The following is a 19114-nucleotide window of genomic DNA, read 5'->3' as shown; positions in this document are numbered from 1 at the left end:
ATTTGTGACGAAAGTTGTAAGCCGAAGTAAAAGCTGCGCGGTAACCCTGCCGTCACAAAGCCTTTTGCTATGCTTAGGCATAATCGCAACCTTTTATGCCGGAAGGTGATAATGAGCCTGGACACCTCTCCCGTGCCCGCGCTCTCCGGACAACAACGGCGCTGCCATCTGCTGCTGATGCTGTACACGCCGGAGCCCGAGTTACAGCTGGAGACCCTAAGCCGAATCAACGGCGTTGCCCCCCCGATAACCCGGCAAGATATAGCCGAGGTGGCCAGTGAAATCCAGCGTTTCCATCACCTGGAGATCGCCGTCGATCCCGACCATGGCTACCACCTGCGGGGCAGCGCGCTCAACCAGCGTCTGTGCCTGATCCATTGGCTGCGGCGGGCACTGCGCTGCAGCCCGCAGTTTGTTGAAGGTGATTTCGCCCCGCGCCTGCGGCACGCGCTGGCGGCCGACGCCGCCCCTGCGTCTGCACTGACAGAGGCGATCGACGCCTGCGAGCCGCTGCTCAACCGCCGCTTCGATGCGCGCGACCGCTAATTCCTGCAGCATTATCTGCTCTACTGCGCTTGGCAAAATCGCCTGCAGCGCCATCCGCATTTCGACGCCGTTCAACGCGACTGGCTGCGGCAAAAGCCGGAGCAGCAAGCCGCCGCCTGGCTGCATCAGGCCTGCAACCGGCTGTTTAACCAGCCGCCGCAGGCAGACGAGCGCGATTTTTTGGCGCTGACCTTCACCATGTTGAAAAATCACAGCTACCACAGCAATGACTCGGCGCAAGAGCAGAGATTGATGGCGGCCATCGACAGCATGGTCGAGCGTTTCCAGCAGCTTTCCGGCATGGCCTTCAGCAGCAAGACGGAGCTGGTCAGCCAACTGTTCGCCCACCTGGCGCCGGCGCTGGAGCGCTGCCGTTTCGCCATCGGCATCGACAATATGCTGCTGGAAGAAGTGGTGCGCAAATACCCGCGGCTAATGCGCACCACGCAGGAAGCGCTGATACCGCTGGAACAGGAATACGGCGTGCATTTTTCCAACGAGGAGGCGGGCCTGGTGGCCATCAGCTTCGGCGCCTGGCTGATGCAGGACAACGCGCTGCAGGAAAAACAGGTGCTGCTGCTGACGCTGGATAACCCGCAGTTGGAAGAGGAAGTGGAATACCAGATCCGCGAGCTCACGCTGCTGCCGCTGAACATCAAGTACCTGCCGCTGAGCGACTATCTGCGCGGCGGGGCGCCGCAGGGCGTCATGCTGGTGATCACCCCTTATGCGGCGGTGCACAGCGATCCGCACCCGCCGCTGATCTATACCGAATTGCCGCTGGAAACTCGGCAGCGCCAGGCCATCCGCGCGCTGCTGGAAGCGCCTTAATCAGCGGCTGACGCTGACCGCCGGCGGCCGGATGAACAAGGCCGGCACCGCGACCGCCGCCATCACCCAGAATACCCCGCCCTGCCAATGTTCGAACAGGAACCCGGCAATGACCGTCATGACGGCGATACCGCCGCCCATCGCCAACGCCGAATACACCGCCTGCAGCCGGATCACCTCTTGCCCCTGGCGCGCGGCGATAAAGCGCATCGCCGCCAGATGGCAGACGGTGAAGGTGCCGCAATGCAGGATCTGGATCAGCAGCAGCCAGCCCAACTCGGTGCTGTAGGCCATCAGGCTCCAGCGCAACACGCCGCAGCAGGCGGAGAGCAACAGCAGGTTGCGCGCATTCCAGCGGCGGAACAGCACGTTGCTGCTGGCGAAAATAATCACCTCCGCCACCACGCCCAGCGACCACAGATAGCCGATGGTCGAGGCCGAATAGCCCGCCTCCTGCCAGTAAATGGAGCCGAAGCTGTAGTAGCCGGCGTGCGCCCCCTGCAGCAGCGTGACGCACAGCAGGAAGCGCCAGACCGGCCCTTCTTTCAGCAGTGCCCACAGCGAACGTTCGGTATCGCTGTGGGTGCGTGCTTCGCCCTGCGGCATGACGCTCGGCTTCAGCAACATGCCCAGCAGCATCGCCAGCACGCTGAAGATCAGGCTGTAGAGAATGGCGTTATGGCCCCACACCGCCACCAGCTGCCCGGTCAGCGCCGAGCCGATGACGAACGCCAGCGAGCCCCACAACCTTACCCGGCCGTAGTCCATACGGATCTGCTTTTGCCAGGTGCCGGCCAGCGCGTCGGTCAGCGGCACCAGCGGCGAGAAGAACAGGTTGAACCCCGCTATCACCAGCATCAGCCAGCCCCAACCGTTGCCGAAACAGAAGCCAACCGCGAAAGCCAGTGTCAGCAGCGCCAGCAGGCGCAGGGCGGAGACTAAATGAGAGGGATCTTTAACGCGGGGTGCAATCAGTAAACTGCCGAGGAAGCGGGCCACCAAACCGGCGCCGAGCAATATGCCGATGGTTTCCGGCGCGATGCCTTCGCCTTTCAGCCACACGCCCCAGAACGGTAAGAAGATGCCATAGGAAAAGAAGTAGGTGAAATAGCTGAGCGCGAGCCAACGCGTGGATTGCAGAACCATGATCCCTCCGGAGTGAGGGCAATACTTTGACAGAGCTCACACCGCCCCGCAATCTTCATTCCGCTTCAATGCGTTAGAGTGCCAAACAGCTCACAGTTTACCGCGAGCGGCCACAAAAAAACCCGCCGCAGCGGGTTTTATCAGGCAAAAGCGGGATTATGCGTAAACCGGCAGGCGGGCGCAGATATCCAGCACTTTCTTCTTGGTGCGTTCGATGGTGGCTTCATCGTTGATGTTGTCCAGCACATCGCAGATCCAACCGGCCAGTTCGCGCACGTCGGCCTCTTTGAAGCCGCGACGGGTCACGGCCGGGGTGCCGATACGCACGCCGGAGGTGACGAACGGGCTCTTCGGATCGTTCGGCACGCTGTTTTTGTTGACGGTGATGTTGGCGCGGCCCAGGGCGGCGTCCGCTTCTTTACCGGTCAGGTTTTTATCGACCAGATCCAGCAGGAACAGGTGGTTATGGGTGCCGCCGGAGACCACTTTGTAGCCGCGCTGCAGGAACACATCCACCATCGCCTTGGCGTTGACCGCCACTTGCTGCTGGTAAACCTTGAACTCAGGCTCCATCGCTTCTTTCAACGCCACCGCCTTTCCGGCGATCACGTGCATCAGCGGGCCGCCCTGGCCGCCAGGGAACACGGCGGAGTTCAGCTTCTTGTACAGATCTTCGTCGCCGCCCTTCGCCAGGATCAGGCCGCCGCGCGGACCCGCCAGGGTTTTGTGGGTGGTGGTGGTGACGATGTGTGCGTGCGGTACCGGGTTCGGGTACACGCCGGCGGCGATCAGGCCCGCCACGTGCGCCATGTCGACGAACAGGTAAGCGCCGATGCTGTCGGCGATTTCGCGCATTTTGGCCCAGTCAACCACGCCGGAGTATGCGGAGAAGCCGCCGATGATCATTTTCGGCTTGTGGGTTTGCGCCTGTTTGGCCAGATCGTCATAGTCGATTTGACCTTTGTCATCGATGCCGTAAGGCACCACGTTATACAGTTTGCCGGACAGGTTAACCGGGGAACCGTGGGTCAGGTGGCCGCCGTGCGCCAGGTTCATGCCCAGAATGGTGTCGCCCGGCTGCAGCAGCGCGGTGTACACGGCGAAGTTAGCCTGGGAACCGGAGTGCGGCTGCACGTTGGCGTAATCGGCACCGAACAATTCTTTGGCACGATCGATAGCCAGCTGCTCAACGATATCCACGTATTCGCAGCCGCCGTAGTAACGCTTGCCCGGATAGCCTTCAGCGTATTTGTTGGTCAGCTGGGAACCCTGAGCCTGCATCACGCGCGGGCTGGTGTAGTTCTCAGACGCGATCAGCTCGATGTGCTCTTCCTGACGCACCACTTCCTGCTCCATGGCACGCCACAGTTCCGCATCGTAATCGGCAATGTTCATTTCACGCTTTAACATCCGGCATCTCCTGACTTAAATCAGCTAACTAAAAAATCACCAAATAACTACCCGTTTGGGTTCTGGGCCACAGTGTAAACCGTTTCGCCCCACCGAAGATAGGTCTTGACAGAGGTTTTTACGCAAACGATTGGCATAAGGTGGCGCAAGGCTTTGATCCGCTAAATGCCGTCGTTTATCAACGGACATTTCCTCATGCGAACGATGCGCTTTTTTCATGTTCTGTGAGCGCGATCGACGCCCGAAGAACACCGCAACGAAAACAAGGGTATTTACAAGCGACGCGGAACCCAATAAGATGCATTTAAAATACATCATTACAATTATCGTCAAGATCCCAACCCAAGGAGCGCTTCCATGCTGGATAGCCAAACCATCGCCACCGTGAAATCCACCATTCCCCTGCTGGCTGCGACCGGGCCGAAGCTGACCGCCCACTTTTACGATCGCATGTTCGCGCACAACCCGGAATTGAAAGACATTTTCAACATGAGCAACCAGCGCAACGGCGATCAGCGTCAGGCGCTGTTCGACGCCATCTGCGCCTATGCTGCCAACATCGAGAACCTGGCGGCGCTGCTGCCGGCGGTGGAGCGCATCGCGCAGAAGCACACCAGCTTCAATATCCAGCCGGAGCAGTACAACATCGTCGGCGGTCACCTGCTGGCGACCCTGGACGAAATGTTCAGCCCGGGCCAGGAAGTCCTGGACGCCTGGGGCAAGGCCTACGGCGTGCTGGCCAACGTATTTATCCAGCGTGAAGAGCAGATTTATCAGCAGAGCGAAACCGACAACGGCGGCTGGCGCGATCTGCGCGCATTCCGCATCCTGAAGAAACAGCCGCAGAGCGACGTGATCTGCAGTTTCGTGCTGGCGCCGGTGGACGGCGGCCGGGTGGCGGACTTCAAACCGGGGCAATACCTGGCGGTCTACATCAAGCACGACAGCCTGGAGCATCAGGAAATTCGCCAGTACTCGCTGACCACCTCGCCAAACGGCGAGTTCTACCGCATCGCGGTGAAGCGCGAAGATCAGGGGAAAGTCTCCAACTACCTGCACCAGCAGGCGCAGGAAGGCGACGTGATCTACATCGCCCCGCCGCACGGCGACTTCTTCCTCGACGTGGCGCCGACCACGCCGGTGGCGCTGATCTCCGCCGGCGTCGGCCAAACCCCGATGCTCGGCATGCTCAACACCCTGCACGACAACCAACATCAGGCGCAGATCCACTGGCTGCACGCGGCGGAAAACGGCAGCGTGCACGCCTTTGCCGATGAGGTAGCGGATATTGCCGGGCGTATGCCGAATCTGAGCCGCCATGTATGGTACCGCGAGCCGGGTGCCGATGACGTGGAAGGCCGCGACTACCACAGCCGCGGATTGATGGATTTGAGCGCGCTGCAAGGCAGCCTGGCCGATCCGCAGATGCACTATTACTTCTGCGGCCCGGTGGCCTTCATGCAGTTCGTGGGCAAACAGCTGCTGGAGATGGGCGTAGAGGCCGAACGCATTCACTACGAATGCTTCGGCCCGCATAAGGTGCTGTAATGCTTGCGGAGCGCGGCCGTCAGACCGCGCTCCCTCTTTATTTCGCCTGCAGTTGGCGCGCGTCCTGCACCTGCTGCACCGTCACCGGCGCCGCCTGGTTGCCCCAGCTTCCCCGCAGGTAGCTCATCAGATCGGCCGCCTGCCGATCGTTCAACGCCCAGCCATAAGCCGGCATGTCAAACGCCATCGCCTGCTGCGTGATCGGCGTATGCGCCCCCTCCAGCACCACCCGCAGCGCGGTCAGCGGATTGTCCGCCGTTACCGTGGCATTGCCCGCCAGCGCCGGAATGGCGAAGTCAGTGCCCTCCCCCTTATTGCCGTGGCAGGTCGAGCAGTACATCGCATAGGTCGCCTTGCCGCCCGGGTTATCCGCCTGCGAGGCTGGCGCAGCGGCTTTGGCGGCGGTTTCCGGCGCCAGGCTGCGCAGGTACACCGCGATGGCGTTCAGATCGCCGTCGCTGAGATACTGCGTGCTGTGGGTCACCACCTCGCTCATCGGCCCGGCGACTGCCGCATGGCGGCTGCGGCCGGTTTTCAGCAGCGCCGTCACCTCTTCCGGCGGCAGGCCGCGCAGATTGGAGGCGTACCAGCCGTCCAGCTCGGCGCCGCTCAGGAATACCGGCTCCTTACCGTCCAGGCCCTTCTCCTGCATCGCCCAGCCGCGCGGCGTATGGCAGCTGCCGCAATGGCCCGCGCCCTGCACCAGATAGGCGCCGCGGTTCCACTCGGCACTTTGCTGCGGATCTGCCTGATACGGCTGGTCGTCGTGGAACAGCGAGTTCCACACCGCCAGCGGCCAGCGCATCGACAGCGGCCAGCTGATGTCGCTGTCCCGGTTGGCGACGTTTTGCGCCGGCACCTCATTCATCAGGTAGTCATACAGCGCGCGCATGTCTTCCGCGCTCATTTTGGCGTAGGAGGTGTACGGCATCGCCGGGTAGAGCCGGTGGCCGTCTTTGGCTACCCCCTGGCGCATGGCGCGATCGAACTCCTCGAACGAATAGGCGCCGATGCCGTGCAGCTTGTCCGGCGTGATGTTGGTGGCGTAGATAGCCCCGAGCGGCGTCGGAAACTTCATGCCGCCCGCCAGTTCAGCGCCGCCCGGCGCGGTGTGGCAGGCGGTGCAGTCGCCGGCTTTGGCGACGTATTCCCCGGCCGACATCGCCTGGGCCGAGCCGCCGGCCGCCAGCAGGCTCAACAGGTACAGCGAACGCAGACTCATGCTCCCTCCTTGGCGGCAACCTTGCCGTAGGCCAGTTCGTTCACCGCGCGCCACGCCTGATCGATCGCCGAGTTGGCGTACGGGCTCCAGTCGGCATCGGAGTTGGCGATAACGATCTTGCCGATCGGCTGCCGCGCCGTTTCGATGATTTTCTTGGCTTCGTCTTCGTCGTCGAACAGTCCGTTGAGGAAGTAGGAGTAACCGTGCGACCAGCGGTTGACGGTGATCGCCTGAATGTCGCGCTGATGGTCGAAACCGGCCGCGCCCAGCATGCCCTGCAGCTGCTCGCGGATCATCTGCTCGTGCACCTCGAACGGCGTGCCCAGCAGCAGCGCGCGCCCTTTGCGCGACTGCTCGCGCGGGCTGAGGCCGCTGCCCGGCAGCGTCGGCACGTAGACCATATGCAGGCCGATTGGCCGATCCGGATCGCGCGGGTGCTGGTATCCACCCATGCTCACCGGGTAGTCCAGCTTCACGCGGCTGTACGGTGCGGCCGGCGAATAAATTTCGTGCACGCCCAGCTTGATGAACGGCTGCCAGTTGCGGATCACCACCTTGCTGTACACCAGCGGTGCCTTGACGTTCTGCTTCAGCGCCTCCTGCTGCTCGTGCGACATCTCCGGCACCAGGTACGGGATCATCATGTTGTAGCCGGCCATCACTACCTGCCCGGCGCGCACCTTGGTCATCTTCTCGCCGGTCATATAGGTGACTTCCACCTTGTCGCCAACGTTGGCCGCGTGCAGCCCGGTGCTGTTCAAACGCAGCTTCACCGGCGACTCCGGCCGATCGAGCTGGCTGTAGTCGAATTTGGCCAGCACCACGTCATTCATGTCTTTGCCGGCCGGCGCCACCGCCGGGATCAGCTTGCGCACCATCAGGCGCGTCAGCGTGGCATTGCCGTCCGGGAAGTGGAACACGTAAGGATCGTCGAGATCCGCCTGCGACTCTTCGTCCAGCGGCGGCAGATTCATGCCGCCGAGGCCCGGCAGATCGCAGATGCGCGCATCGCTGCACGACGTGCCGTCGATGCCCACCGCCTGGAAGTCGTTGGTGGTCTGTTGGAAATAACGGATCGCCAGCTCGCTCAGGCCCACTTTTTCACGCAGGAACTGGGTGTAGCTGTGGGTATCGAGCCACTCGACCTTCTGCTCCAGCGTCATCTCCGGCAGATAATCTTTCTCCACCGTATGCAGTGCGATCAGCGCCTGGCGATCGCTTTCCGGCAGCGGGAAATCGCCGATGAACGCTTCATAAGAGCGGCCGTTGAGGCGATCGCGCGGAATGTCGTCCGCCACTGTGCGGCCCGGATCGCCGCTCACCACCTTGTCGACGCCGAAGTTCTTGCGATCGAAGTAAACCCCTCGGCTCAGGTTAAGATCCGGGTAGAAGGTGGTGTCAAACGCCTGCTCCAGTTGGTCGATATCGACGCCGAGCTTGTGCAGCAGCCCCATCGCCACCGGGCTGAAGTTGGAGCGCGGCGACTGCAGCGATTCACTGCCGCCGTAGCCGAGCAGCATGCCGTCGTCGGTGTTGAATTCGTTGCGCTTGGCGTGGCCGCCGAAGTCGTCATGGTTGTCGATCAGCAGAATGCGCTGCTGCTCGCCTTTCAGCTGCTGCCAGAAACAGGCGGCTGCCAACCCGCTGATGCCGGCACCGACCACCACCAGATCGAACTCTTCAACGGCGGGTACGCTGCCGAAATCAAAGGTTTTACCGTCGCGCCCCAGCTGGTGCGCATGCTCGAACGAGCCCGGATGGTTACCCCGCAGCCCGGTCAGCGCCGGCGGGTAGTACAGGGTTTGATTGGCGGTTTGCGGCGACGCGCGCAAGATTTGCAGCGGCGTCAACCCGGCGGCGATGGTGATCGCCACCCCGTTGAGAAAATCACGTCGGGTGATACCCATATAGGCTTCCTTTCAATTTTTATTATCATCGGCCGGCCGGGGCCGGCCCGAAGGCCGCGCTATTGTGCGGATAATTATTGTAAAATCAATGTTTGAACATCACATGACGAATGGCGGTGTAATCCTCCAGCCCGTACATCGACATGTCCTTGCCGTAGCCGGACAGTTTCTGGCCGCCGTGCGGCATTTCACTCACCAACATGAAGTGGGTGTTCACCCAGGTGCAGCCGTATTGCAGGCGGGCGCTTAAGCGATGCGCGCGCCCCACGTCGCGGGTCCACACGGAAGACGCCAGCCCGTAGTTGGATTCGTTCGCCCAGGCCAGCACCTGCTCTTCGTCGTCGAACGGCGTCACCGTCACCACCGGGCCGAACACCTCGCGCTGCACGATCTCATCCTCCTGGCGCGCGCCGGCCAGCAGCGTCGGCTGGAAGTAGTAACCCGGCCCTTTCACCTTCTCGCCGCCGGTCACCACCTGCACGTGCGGCAACGCTTTGGCGCGCTCGACAAAACCGGCGACCCGCTCCAGATGCTGGGCGGTAATCAACGGCCCCAGTTCGGTGCTCTCGTCGTCCGGCGCACCGATCTTCAGGCTGGCCACCGCCTCGCCCAGCCGCTTTACCAGCTCGGGATAAATGCTTTTCTGCGCGTAGATGCGGCAGGCGGCGGTGCAATCCTGCCCGGCGTTGTAGAAACCGAAGCCGCGAATGCCGTCCACCACCTGCTGCAGATCGGCGTCGTCGAACACCAGCACCGGCGCCTTGCCGCCCAGCTCCATATGGGTACGCTTAATGCCGGCGGCGGTGTGGGCGATGATGTGCTCGCCGGTGGCGATCGAGCCGGTCAGCGACACCATTCGCACCTTGTCATGCCCGGTCAGCCGATCGCCGACGCCGGCGCCGCGGCCGAACAGCACGTTGAGCACGCCCGGCGGGAACAGCCCGGCGGCCAGTTCGGCCAGTTTGAAAGTGGTCAGCGGCGTTTGCTCCGAGGGCTTAATCACCACGCAGTTGCCCGCCGCCAACGCCGGCGCCAGTTTCCAGGCCGCCATCATCAGCGGGTAGTTCCACGGCGCGATCGAGGCCACCACCCCGAGCGGATCGCGACGGATCATCGAGGTATGCCCGGCCAGATACTCGCCGGCCGCCATGCCGGTCAGGCAGCGGCTGGCTCCGGCGAAGAAGCGAAACACGTCGGCCACCGCCGGCAGCTCGTCGTTCAACACGCAGTGATAAGGCTTGCCGCAGTTGAGCGACTCCAGCTTGGCGAAGGTCTCGGCATGCTCATCGATCAGATCCGCCAGCTTGAGCAGATGCTCGGCGCGCTCCTTCGGCGTGGTCTGCCCCCAGGCGGTGAACGCGGCATCCGCCGCCAGCACCGCGCGATCGACCTGCTCCGGGCTGGCCTCCGCCACCTGCGCAATCACTTCGCCGGTCGCCGGGTTATACACCGGCTGGGTCGCGCCCTGGCCGTTCACCAGTTGGCCGTCAATCAACAGTTGGCTTTGCATAGGGTTATCCTTTTATCAGAGGTCGGGTAAGGAAATTATTTGCCGCTGCCGGCGACGCTTTCTCCACCTTTGGTCAGGTAGTAAGCGCCGAGGATCGGCAGCATGGTCAACAGCATCACCGACAGCGCCACCACGTTGGTGATCGGCACGTCGCGTGGGCGACCGAGCTGGTTCAGCAGCCACAGCGGCAGCGTGCGCTCGTGGCCGGCGGTAAAGGTGGTCACGATGATTTCATCGAACGACAGCGCGAACGCCAGCATGCCCCCGGCCAGCAGCGCCGAGCCGAGGTTCGGCAGGATCACGTAACGGAAGGTTTGCCAGCCGTCGGCGCCGAGATCCATCGACGCTTCGATCAGGCTGTACGAGGTTCGGCGGAACCGGGCGATAACGTTGTTGAACACGATCACCACGCAGAACGTCGCATGGCCGACGACGATAGTCAGGATGCCCGGTTCGATGTTCAGCGCCTTGAACGCCGCCAGCAGCGCCAGACCGGTGACGATCCCCGGCAGCGCGATCGGCAGCAGCAGCAGCAGCGAAATGCTGTCCTTGCCGAAGAAATCGCGCCGATACAGCGCCGCCGCCGCCAGCGTGCCGAGCACCAGCGCAATGGCGGTCGCCAGACAGGCGATCTGCGCCGACAGCAGCACCGCATCGATGATGTCCTGCCGCCCGGCGGCAACGTTGAACCAGTGCAGCGTGAAGCCCTTCGGCGGGAAGCTGAAGGCCGCATCCTCGGTGTTGAAGGCGTAGATGGCGATGATCGCCAACGGGAAATGCAGGAAGACAAGTCCGCCCCAGGCGGCCAGCTTCAGCCCTAAGGGCGCGCGTTCAGAGTGCATCGAAAGCCCCCAGACGTTTGACAATGGAAAGGTAGATGGCGATCAGGACGATCGGCACCAGCGTAAAGGCCGCGGCCATCGGCATATTGCCGATCGCACCCTGCTGGGCGTACACCATGCTGCCGATGAAATAGCCCGGCGGCCCCACCAGCTGCGGCACGATAAAGTCGCCCAGCGTCAGCGAGAAGGTGAAGATCGATCCGGCGGCGATGCCCGGCACCGCCAGCGGCAAAATGACGTGGCGGAAGGTCTGCGCCGGTCGCGCGCCCAGATCCGCCGAGGCATGCAGCAGCGAGGGCGGCAGGCGCTCCAGCGCCGCCTGGATCGGCAGGATCATGAACGGCAGCCAGATATAGACGAACACCAGAAAACGCCCCAGCCCCGAGGTCGACAGCGTGTTGCCGCCGACGCCGGGCACCGTCAGCAGCGAAGCCAACAGCGGTTCCAGCCCCAGGTGCTGCAGGAACCACTGCGCCACGCCGTCTTTCGCCAGCAGCAGGGTCCAGGCATAGGCTTTAACGATATAGCTGGCCCACATCGGCATCATCACCGCGATATAAAAGAACGCCTTGACGCGGCCGCTGGTGTAACGCGCCATGTAATAGGCGATCGGGAACGCCAGCGCCGCGCTGGCCAGCGACACCAGCACCGCCATGGTCAGCGTGCGCAGGATGATGTCGTAGTTGGCCGGGTTGAACAGCGCCGCGAGGTTGGCGAAGGTCAGATCCGGCGTCACCGCCATGGTGAAGTCGTCGAAGGTGTAAAAACCTTGCCACAGCAGCGTCAGCAGCGAACCGAGGTACACCGCGCCGAACCACAGCAGCGGCGGCACCAGCAGCAAAAGCAGATACAGCGTCGGCCGGCGATAAAGCCAGGTCGACAGCGCGCGCACGGTACCGCCGCGCGCCGAGGGGGAATCGATGCTCATGTCCATCTCACCTCTCCTCCAGCAGCGGCACCATCGCCGTGCGCGGCCAGCAGGCGACGATCGGCTGGCCGATCTGCCGCTGTTGCCCTGCGGCGATCCACTGCGGATTAGCCTGGCTGACCAGCAGCTTTTCGCCGCCGCTCAGCGCGATTTCATACCGCGTGGCCGCACCCTGGTAATGGATTTCCTGCAGCGTGCCCTGCACCTGGATCTCGTCCTGCGCCGGGCCGCCTTGCTCCAGCAGGCGAATATGCTCCGGCCGGATCGAGAAGGTTCGGCTTTCGCCGAGCAGGCGCTGCGCCAGTTCGCTACGCACCACGTTGGAGGTGCCGACGAACTCGGCGACGAACGGCGTCTTCGGCCGCATGTAAAGCTCGCGCGGCGTATCCACCTGTTCGATGCGGCCGTTATTGAACACCGCCACCCGATCGGACATCGACAGCGCTTCGCTTTGATCGTGGGTGACGAAGATAAAGGTGATGCCCAACTGGCGCTGCAGCTTCTTCAGCTCACCCTGCATCTGCTCGCGCAGCTTGAGATCCAGCGCGCCGAGCGGTTCGTCCAGCAGCAGCACCCGCGGCCGATTGACCAGCGCGCGCGCCAACGCCACGCGCTGCCGCTGGCCACCCGACAGGTGCGCCGGCTTGCGTTCGGCGACGAAACCGAGCGCCACGCTCTCCAGCGCCTCTTGCGCCCGCGCCAGCCGCTCGCGTTTGGCGACGCCCTTCACCATCAGGCCGTAGGCGACGTTTTCCAGCACCGACATGTGCGGGAACAGCGCGTAATCCTGAAACACGGTGTTCACGTCGCGCTGATACGGCGGCAGGTTGGCGGCTTCCTGGCCGTGGATGCGAATCGAGCCGGAAGTGAGCTGTTCAAAGCCGGCGATCAGGCGCAGGCAGGTGGTTTTGCCCGAGCCGGACGGCCCGAGCATGGAGAAGAATTCCCCGTCCTGAATGTCGATGGATACCCGATCCACGGCGCGAACATCGCCGAAAGTCCGCGAAACATCGATGAATTGCACGGCAATGGTCATTTTCTGTGCTCCATACTGATGTAATTCGGGCGCAGCGGGCTGCGCCCCGCGGCTTAGCGGCCGCCCATGATGGCGATGTAATCCTGGGTCCAGCGGCTGTACGGCACGAACTTGCCACCCTGCGCCTGCGGCGTTTTCCAGAAGGCGATTTTGTCGAACTGGTTGAAGCCGTTGGTTTCGCAGCCCTTCTCACCCAGCAGTGCGCTGGCCTTGCAGCCCGCCGGTGAAGCCGGCACCGACCCGAACCAGGCCGCCACGTCGCCCTGCACCTTCGGCTCCAGCGACCAGTTCATCCACTGGTAGGCGCAGCTCGGGTGCTTGGCGTCAGCATGCAGCATGGTGGTGTCTGCCCAGCCGGTCACGCCCTCTTTCGGGAATACGGTGGCGATCGGCTGCCCCTCGCCCTTCAGGGCGTTGGCCTGATACGGCCAGGCGCTGGAGGCCACCACACCTTCGTTTTTAAAGTCGCTCATCTGCACCGAGGTGTCGTGCCAGTAACGGTGGATCAGCGCGTGCTGGCTGCGCAGCAGCTTCAGCGCCGCCTGATACTGCTCTTCGTTGAGCTGATAAGGATCGCTGATGCCGAGCTGCGGCTGGGTGGCCTTCAGGAACAGCGCCGCATCGGCGATGTAGATCGGGCCGTCGTAAGCCTGCACCCGCCCTTGGTTGCTCTTGCCGTCCGGCAGGTTCTGCTGCTGGAAGATCACCGCCCAGCTGTCCGGCGGCGTCGGGAAGGTTTTGGTGTTGTACATCAGCAGGTTCGGCCCCCACTGGTACGGCGTGCCGTAGGTTTTGCCGTCCACGGTGTACCAGGCGCCGTTCAGCAGGCGCGGATCGATGTTCTTCCAGTTCGGGATCAGCGCGGTGTTGATCGGTTGCACCCGCTTGCCGAAGATCAGGCGCAGCGAGGCGTCGCCGGAGGCGGTCACCAGATCGTAGCCGCCCTTGGCCATCAGGCTGACCATTTCATCGGAGGTGGCGGCGGTCTTCACGTTCACCGCGCAGCCGGTTTGCTTTTCAAACTGGGTGACCCAGTCGTAGTTTTTGTCGGACTGGCCGCGTTCGATGTAGCCGGGCCAGGCGATGATATCCAGCCGGCCTTCGCCTTTGCCCAGCGACTGCGGCAGATCGGCCGCCTGGCCCAGGCCGCACAGCACGGTGAGACAGAGCGCGGAGACGGTGGTGGTGACTGCGGTAGTTTTTCTCATCGTAATTACCCCTGTGTTGCGTATCTGTGTGCGGCAGGGAACGGCTGCCGCCTGATTTTGCTTTATAGAACCGCTAGAAGCTGGCTTTGAACTTCGCCATTACGTGCCTGACAACGCTGTAATCCTGCAGCGAATCGCTGGACAGATCCTTGCCGTAGCCGGAGCGTTTCAGGCCGCCGTGCGGCATCTCGCTCGCCAAGGTGAAATGGGTGTTGATCCAGGTGCTGCCGTACTGCAGATGGGCGGCAATGTGCAGCGCCCGATCGATATTTTGCGTCCACACCGACGAAGCCAGCCCGTATTCCGAGTCGTTGGCCCACTCGACCGCCTGCTCCAGATGCTCGAAGCGCGTGACGCTGACCACCGGGCCAAACACCTCGCGCTGCACGATTTCGTCGCTTTGCAGGCAGCCCGCCAGCAGGGTCGGCTGGTAGTAGAACCCCGGCCCGGAGTGGGCCGCGGCGCCGGTGATCAATTCGATATGCGGTTGGCTGAGCGCGCGCTCGACGAAGCTGGCGACGCGATCGCGCTGGCGGCTACTTATCAACGGGCCGATCTCGTTGTCCTGATCGCGCTTGCGGGCGAAGCGCAGGCTGGCGACCGCCTCGCCCAGCGCGTCCACCAGTTTGGGATAGATGCCCGCCTGCGCGTAGATGCGGCAGGCGGCGGTGCAGTCCTGGCCGGCGTTGTAATAGCCGTAGGTACGAATGCCGTTGACCACCTCGTCGAGATCGGCGTCGTCGCAGACGATCACCGGCGCCTTGCCCCCCAGTTCCAGGTGGGTGCGCTTGACGCTTTTGGCCGCTGCCTGAAGAATTTTTTGCCCGGTGACGATATCGCCGGTGACCGACACCAGCCGCACCTGCGGGTGCCCCACCAGCTGGCTGCCGACCCCCTCCCCGCCGCCGTAGACGATATTCAGCACGCCCGGCGGCAGGATCTCCTGCAGCGCCGGCACCAGCGCCAAAATGGTCAGCGGCGTATGTTCGGACGGTTTGAACACCACGGTATTGCCCGCCGCCAGCGCCGGCGCGATTTTCCACGCCGCCATCATCAGCGGATAGTTCCAGGGGGCGATCGAGGCCACCACGCCAATGGGATCGCGGCGGATCATCGAGGTGTGGCCGGGCACATACTCGCCGGCCAGCTGCCCTTGCTGCGTGCGCACCGCGCCGGCGAAGAAGCGGAACACGTCAACCGCCGCCGGCAGATCGTCATTGAGCGCCTGATGCAGCGGTTTACCGCAGTTGAGGGCTTCCAGCTGCGCCAGCTGCGGCGCCTGCCGCTCGATGGCGTCGGCGATGCGCAGCAACAGAGCGGCGCGCTGGGCCGGCGTGGTGCGCGACCAGTGGCCGAACGCCTGCTGCGCGGCTTTCACCGCGCCGCCGACCTGCGCCGAAGAGGCTTCGGTCAGGGCGATCAGCGTCTCGCCGTTGGCCGGATTGACGATGCATTCCTGCTGGCCTTCGCCGTCGATAAGCTGACCGTTAATGAACTGCTGACAGGACAAACCCGAGAGAAACTGCACATCTGCCATCGCCTGACGCCCCTAAGTGACAAAAACGTTAACCAAATGTGAATAAGTTAGTTTTAATCAGCCTAAGCGAGCCTCTGGCGGGCAACAAATTCTAAATACTGAACGCCGCGTTCGATTAAATCGAATGCTTAAGCCCGGCGGCGTGTTTGCTGCCGTTCTCGCGCGCGATGGTAAGGAACGGCGTCACCAGCTCCGGCCGTGCGCTGCCGCGCCGCCACGCCAACCCGATGTCCAGCGGCTCCAGCAGATCGTCCAGCTTGCGCGCCTCGATCATGTTGCCCTCCAGCGACCAGGCGCGGTACGCCATGTCCGGCTGGATAGACACCCCCATCCCCGCCGCCACCAGGCTGCGCACCGCCTCAGTCGAGGCGGTCTTCATGGCGATTTCTGGTTTCAGCCCGGCGCGCGACCAAATGCGCCGCGCGTGCACGTCCATTTCATCGGCGTTGAGCTGGATCAGCGGCTGTTTGGCCACGTCCGCCAGGCTGATGCTCTCGTGCTCCAGCAGCGGGTGCAGCGGCGGCAGCCACAGGCGATACGGCGAGTGCATCAGCACCTCGGTCTGCAGCGCGTCGCGGTCTTCGATGTTCGACAGGATCAGCACGCCGATGTCGATCTCGCCGCTGACCAGCAAATGCTCGATATACGGGCGTTCGTCTTCAACCACCTGCACGGTGACGTTGGGATAGGCCGATTTAAAGCGCGTGAGCAGCTCCACCAGGAAGTAGCCGGCCACCAGACTGGTGACGCCGATGGTCAGCTTGCCGGTCAGGCTTTCGGTGCCGATCTGCAGGCTGCGCTTGGCGTTGTCCACCGTCGCCAGGATCAGATACGACTGGCGCAGAAACTGATGCCCCTGATGGGTCAGCGTCATACCCTTGGCGTGGCGATCAAACAGCCGCACGCCGATCTCGGTTTCCAGCTGCTGGATCGCGAGCGTCAGTGAAGACTGGGAGACAAACACCGCCTGGGCGCCGGCGGAGATCGACCCGGTTTCCGCCACCGCGATGAAGTGGCGGATTTGGCGTAACGTCATCATCCCCATCGCCTTTCAAGCCGCTGCGTTGTTGTCTGCGTGCTATTACGTGGCCCATCCGTAGGCCACGCCCTAACGGGCCGCTGCGAGCAGCGTTCAAATCTGCTCCCGGCAGATTTGTCCCCCCAGTCACTTACTTGAGTAAGCTCCTGGGGATGCACGCCCTTGCCGCCTAGCCGCAACTTGAAATTCATTGGGGATCACCTCAATCAAGATAGTTAGATTGATTGTAGATCCCGCGAGAAAAGCGATCGGGAAAAGTATCAAAAACGCGATAGCGTTCGCTTTTTTAGAATGCCGACGGGCAAAAAGGGGGAAACGGCGAGGCGAAGAAGCATGATGCGCGGAGGACAGAAATGACAAGGGCGCAGCACGCTGCGCCCTGATGGCCGATGATCCTGCGGAGGATCAGATCGCTTCTTCGTCCTGCTCGCCGGTACGGATGCGCACCACGCGCGCCACGTCGAAGACGAAGATTTTTCCGTCGCCGATCTTGCCGGTCTGCGCGGTCTGCATGATGGTTTCCACGCAGGTGTCGACGATATCGTCGGCAACCACGATCTCGATCTTCACCTTAGGCAAAAAGTCGACCATGTACTCGGCACCGCGGTACAGCTCGGTGTGGCCCTTCTGGCGGCCGAAGCCTTTCACTTCGGTGACCGTCATGCCGGTGATGCCCACTTCGGCCAGCGCTTCGCGGACGTCATCCAGTTTGAACGGCTTGATAATCGCGTCGATCTTTTTCATCTTCTTTCCTTTTACCAATTTTTGCGGCCAAAACCGGATGTGATGGGGTAGCGGCGGTCTTTGCCGAAGTTACGGGCGGTGATGCGCGGCCCGACGGCGGCCTGACGCCGCTTGTATTCGTTGATGTCCACCAGGCGGATCACCTTGCGCACGATCGCTTCGTCGAACCCGTCGGCCACCAGATCGGCAACCGACTTGTCGCGCTCAACGTAGCCTTCCAGGATCGCATCCAGGATATCGTACGGCGGCAGGCTGTCCTGATCGACCTGATCCGGCGCCAGCTCGGCGGACGGCGGACGATCGATCACCCGCTGCGGGATCACGTAGGAGACGGTGTTACGGTATTCGGACAGCTTGAACACCAGCGTTTTCGGCACGTCCTTCAGCACGTCGAAACCGCCGGCCATATCGCCGTACAGCGTGGCGTAACCCACCGCCATTTCGCTCTTGTTACCGGTGGTCAGCACGATGCTGCGGCGTTTGTTGGACAGCGCCATCAGCACCACCCCGCGGCAACGCGCCTGCAGGTTTTCTTCGGTGGTGTCACGCTCGGTGCCGGCGAACATCGGCGACAGCTGGCCCATAAAGGCGTCGAACATCGGTTCGATGGAGACGATATCGAACTCCACGCCGAGGATTTCCGCCTCTTCCTTGGCGTCGGCGATGCTGATATCCGCGGTATAGCGGAACGGCATCATCAGCGCCTGCACCTTGTCTTTACCCAACGCATCCACGGCGATCGCCAGCGTCAGCGCCGAGTCGATGCCGCCGGACAGCCCCAGCACCGCGCCTTTAAAGCCGTTTTTGGTCACGTAGTCGCGCACCGCCAGCACCAGCGCCTGATACACCTGCGCCAGCTGCGGCAGTTCAGCGGCCGGATCGGCCATCGGCACCACGGCCAGCTCGTTGAATTCCAGACGAGTCACCTGCTCGTCGAAGGCCGCCAGACGGTGGGTCATGGTGCCGGCGGCATCGAATACCTTGGAGCAGCCGTCGAAGATCAGCTCATCCTGGCCGCCGACCTGATTGAGATACACCAGCGGCAGCTGGGTACGCTGGCAGTGGCCGGCCATCAGCGTTTTGCGGATATACGGCTTTTCGCGGTTATACGGCGAGGCGTTGATCGACAGGATAATTTCCGCGCCGGCCGCCTTGGCGGCGTCGATCGGCTCAGGGAACCACAGATCTTCGCAAATCAGCAGCCCCAGACGGTAGCCTTTCAGCTCCACCACGCAGGTGTCGTTGCCGGCGTGGAAATAGCGCTTCTCATCAAACACGCCGTAGTTCGGCAGCTGCTGCTTGAAGTAGCGGGTCAGCAGGCGACCTTCGGCAAACAGCGACAGCGCGTTGTACAGCTTGTCGCCTTCGCGCCACGGGTGGCCGACCAGGATCGCCGTCTCGGCGGAGGCCTGCTGCAGGCGCAGCAGCTGCGCGTCGCAGCGCTGATAGAAGTCATTGCGATACAGCAGATCTTCCGGCGGGTAGCCGGACAGCGCCAGTTCGCTGAACATGACCAGATCGGCTCCCGCCTTCTGCTGCTCCTGCACGATTTGCAACATGCGTTCGGTGTTGCCTTCAATGTCGCCGACCAGCAGGTTCAACTGGGCCAGGGCGATGGAAAGTGATCTGCTCATTTGTGTACGATCCCGCTTAATACGTT

Annotated in this window: 14 protein-coding genes and 1 pseudogene; 2 read left to right on the top strand and 13 right to left on the bottom strand. The window is 62.7% G+C overall.

Annotated elements, in window-relative coordinates; genetic code table 11:
* The first annotated feature begins 111 nt into the window (after positions 1 to 111).
* Positions 112 to 1377, top strand: a pseudogene (csiE, locus tag FUU19_RS20460) (stationary phase inducible protein CsiE).
* Here csiE and FUU19_RS20455 read toward each other — a convergent pair.
* The gene (locus FUU19_RS20455; RefSeq protein ID WP_141967200.1) at positions 1378 to 2523 is read right to left on the bottom strand and encodes a 3-phenylpropionate MFS transporter; all 1146 of its coding nucleotides are present in this window, start codon (positions 2521 to 2523) and stop codon (positions 1378 to 1380) included.
* 156 nt (positions 2524 to 2679) lie between these two features.
* Positions 2680 to 3933: a serine hydroxymethyltransferase gene (gene glyA / locus FUU19_RS20450; RefSeq protein ID WP_047570908.1), complete on the bottom strand. Its 1254-nt coding sequence runs from the start codon at positions 3931 to 3933 to the stop codon at positions 2680 to 2682.
* A 357-nt stretch (positions 3934 to 4290) separates the two neighbouring features.
* On the opposite strand from glyA, the gene hmpA reads away from it, so the two are divergent.
* Complete coding sequence (gene hmpA / locus FUU19_RS20445) at positions 4291 to 5481, top strand: NO-inducible flavohemoprotein (protein WP_230490569.1); 1191 nt, start codon at positions 4291 to 4293, stop codon at positions 5479 to 5481.
* A 37-nt stretch (positions 5482 to 5518) separates the two neighbouring features.
* Here hmpA and FUU19_RS20440 read toward each other — a convergent pair whose 3' ends face one another.
* The 11 genes from FUU19_RS20440 to FUU19_RS20390 all read right to left on the bottom strand — a co-directional run bounded on the left by FUU19_RS20440 (position 5519) and on the right by FUU19_RS20390 (position 19088).
* Positions 5519 to 6703: a c-type cytochrome gene (locus FUU19_RS20440; RefSeq protein ID WP_230490568.1), complete on the bottom strand. Its 1185-nt coding sequence runs from the start codon at positions 6701 to 6703 to the stop codon at positions 5519 to 5521.
* Positions 6700 to 8610, bottom strand: coding sequence for an NAD(P)-binding protein (locus tag FUU19_RS20435; RefSeq protein WP_197834450.1), 1911 nt, complete (start codon positions 8608 to 8610; stop codon positions 6700 to 6702). Before FUU19_RS20435 ends, FUU19_RS20440 begins: the two co-directional genes overlap by 4 nt.
* Before the next feature lie 85 nt (positions 8611 to 8695).
* Positions 8696 to 10120, bottom strand: a complete 1425-nt coding sequence (gene patD / locus FUU19_RS20430; protein ID WP_230490567.1) for an aminobutyraldehyde dehydrogenase — start codon at positions 10118 to 10120, stop codon at positions 8696 to 8698.
* Positions 10121 to 10155: 35 nt separating this feature from the next.
* A complete protein-coding gene (locus tag FUU19_RS20425; RefSeq protein ID WP_016929774.1) occupies positions 10156 to 10962 on the bottom strand; it encodes an ABC transporter permease in 807 nt (268 codons plus the stop codon).
* Positions 10952 to 11896, bottom strand: a complete 945-nt coding sequence (locus FUU19_RS20420; protein WP_033644105.1) for an ABC transporter permease — start codon at positions 11894 to 11896, stop codon at positions 10952 to 10954. The genes FUU19_RS20425 and FUU19_RS20420 overlap by 11 nt, the downstream gene beginning before the upstream one ends.
* 1 nt (position 11897) lies before the next feature.
* A complete protein-coding gene (locus FUU19_RS20415) occupies positions 11898 to 12926 on the bottom strand; it encodes an ABC transporter ATP-binding protein (RefSeq protein WP_141967188.1) in 1029 nt (342 codons plus the stop codon).
* A gap of 53 nt (positions 12927 to 12979) precedes the next feature.
* The gene (gene ydcS / locus FUU19_RS20410) at positions 12980 to 14134 is read right to left on the bottom strand and encodes a putative ABC transporter substrate-binding protein YdcS (RefSeq protein ID WP_230490566.1); all 1155 of its coding nucleotides are present in this window, start codon (positions 14132 to 14134) and stop codon (positions 12980 to 12982) included.
* Between the two features lie 73 nt (positions 14135 to 14207).
* A complete protein-coding gene (locus FUU19_RS20405; protein WP_141967186.1) occupies positions 14208 to 15671 on the bottom strand; it encodes a gamma-aminobutyraldehyde dehydrogenase in 1464 nt (487 codons plus the stop codon).
* 115 nt (positions 15672 to 15786) lie between these two features.
* A complete protein-coding gene (locus FUU19_RS20400; RefSeq protein WP_197781160.1) occupies positions 15787 to 16710 on the bottom strand; it encodes a LysR substrate-binding domain-containing protein in 924 nt (307 codons plus the stop codon).
* A gap of 405 nt (positions 16711 to 17115) precedes the next feature.
* Complete coding sequence (gene glnB / locus FUU19_RS20395) at positions 17116 to 17454, bottom strand: nitrogen regulatory protein P-II (protein ID WP_004847623.1); 339 nt, start codon at positions 17452 to 17454, stop codon at positions 17116 to 17118.
* Between the two features lie 11 nt (positions 17455 to 17465).
* On the bottom strand, positions 17466 to 19088 hold the full coding sequence (locus FUU19_RS20390; protein ID WP_049204912.1) for an NAD+ synthase: 1623 nt from the start codon (positions 19086 to 19088) through the stop codon (positions 17466 to 17468).
* Between the last annotated feature and the right edge of the window lie 26 nt (positions 19089 to 19114).

The sequence above is a fragment of the Serratia montpellierensis genome, from assembly GCF_020858655.1.
Lineage (GTDB): Bacteria > Pseudomonadota > Gammaproteobacteria > Enterobacterales > Enterobacteriaceae > Serratia > Serratia montpellierensis.
This window is presented reverse-complemented; position numbering and strand designations above follow the sequence as displayed.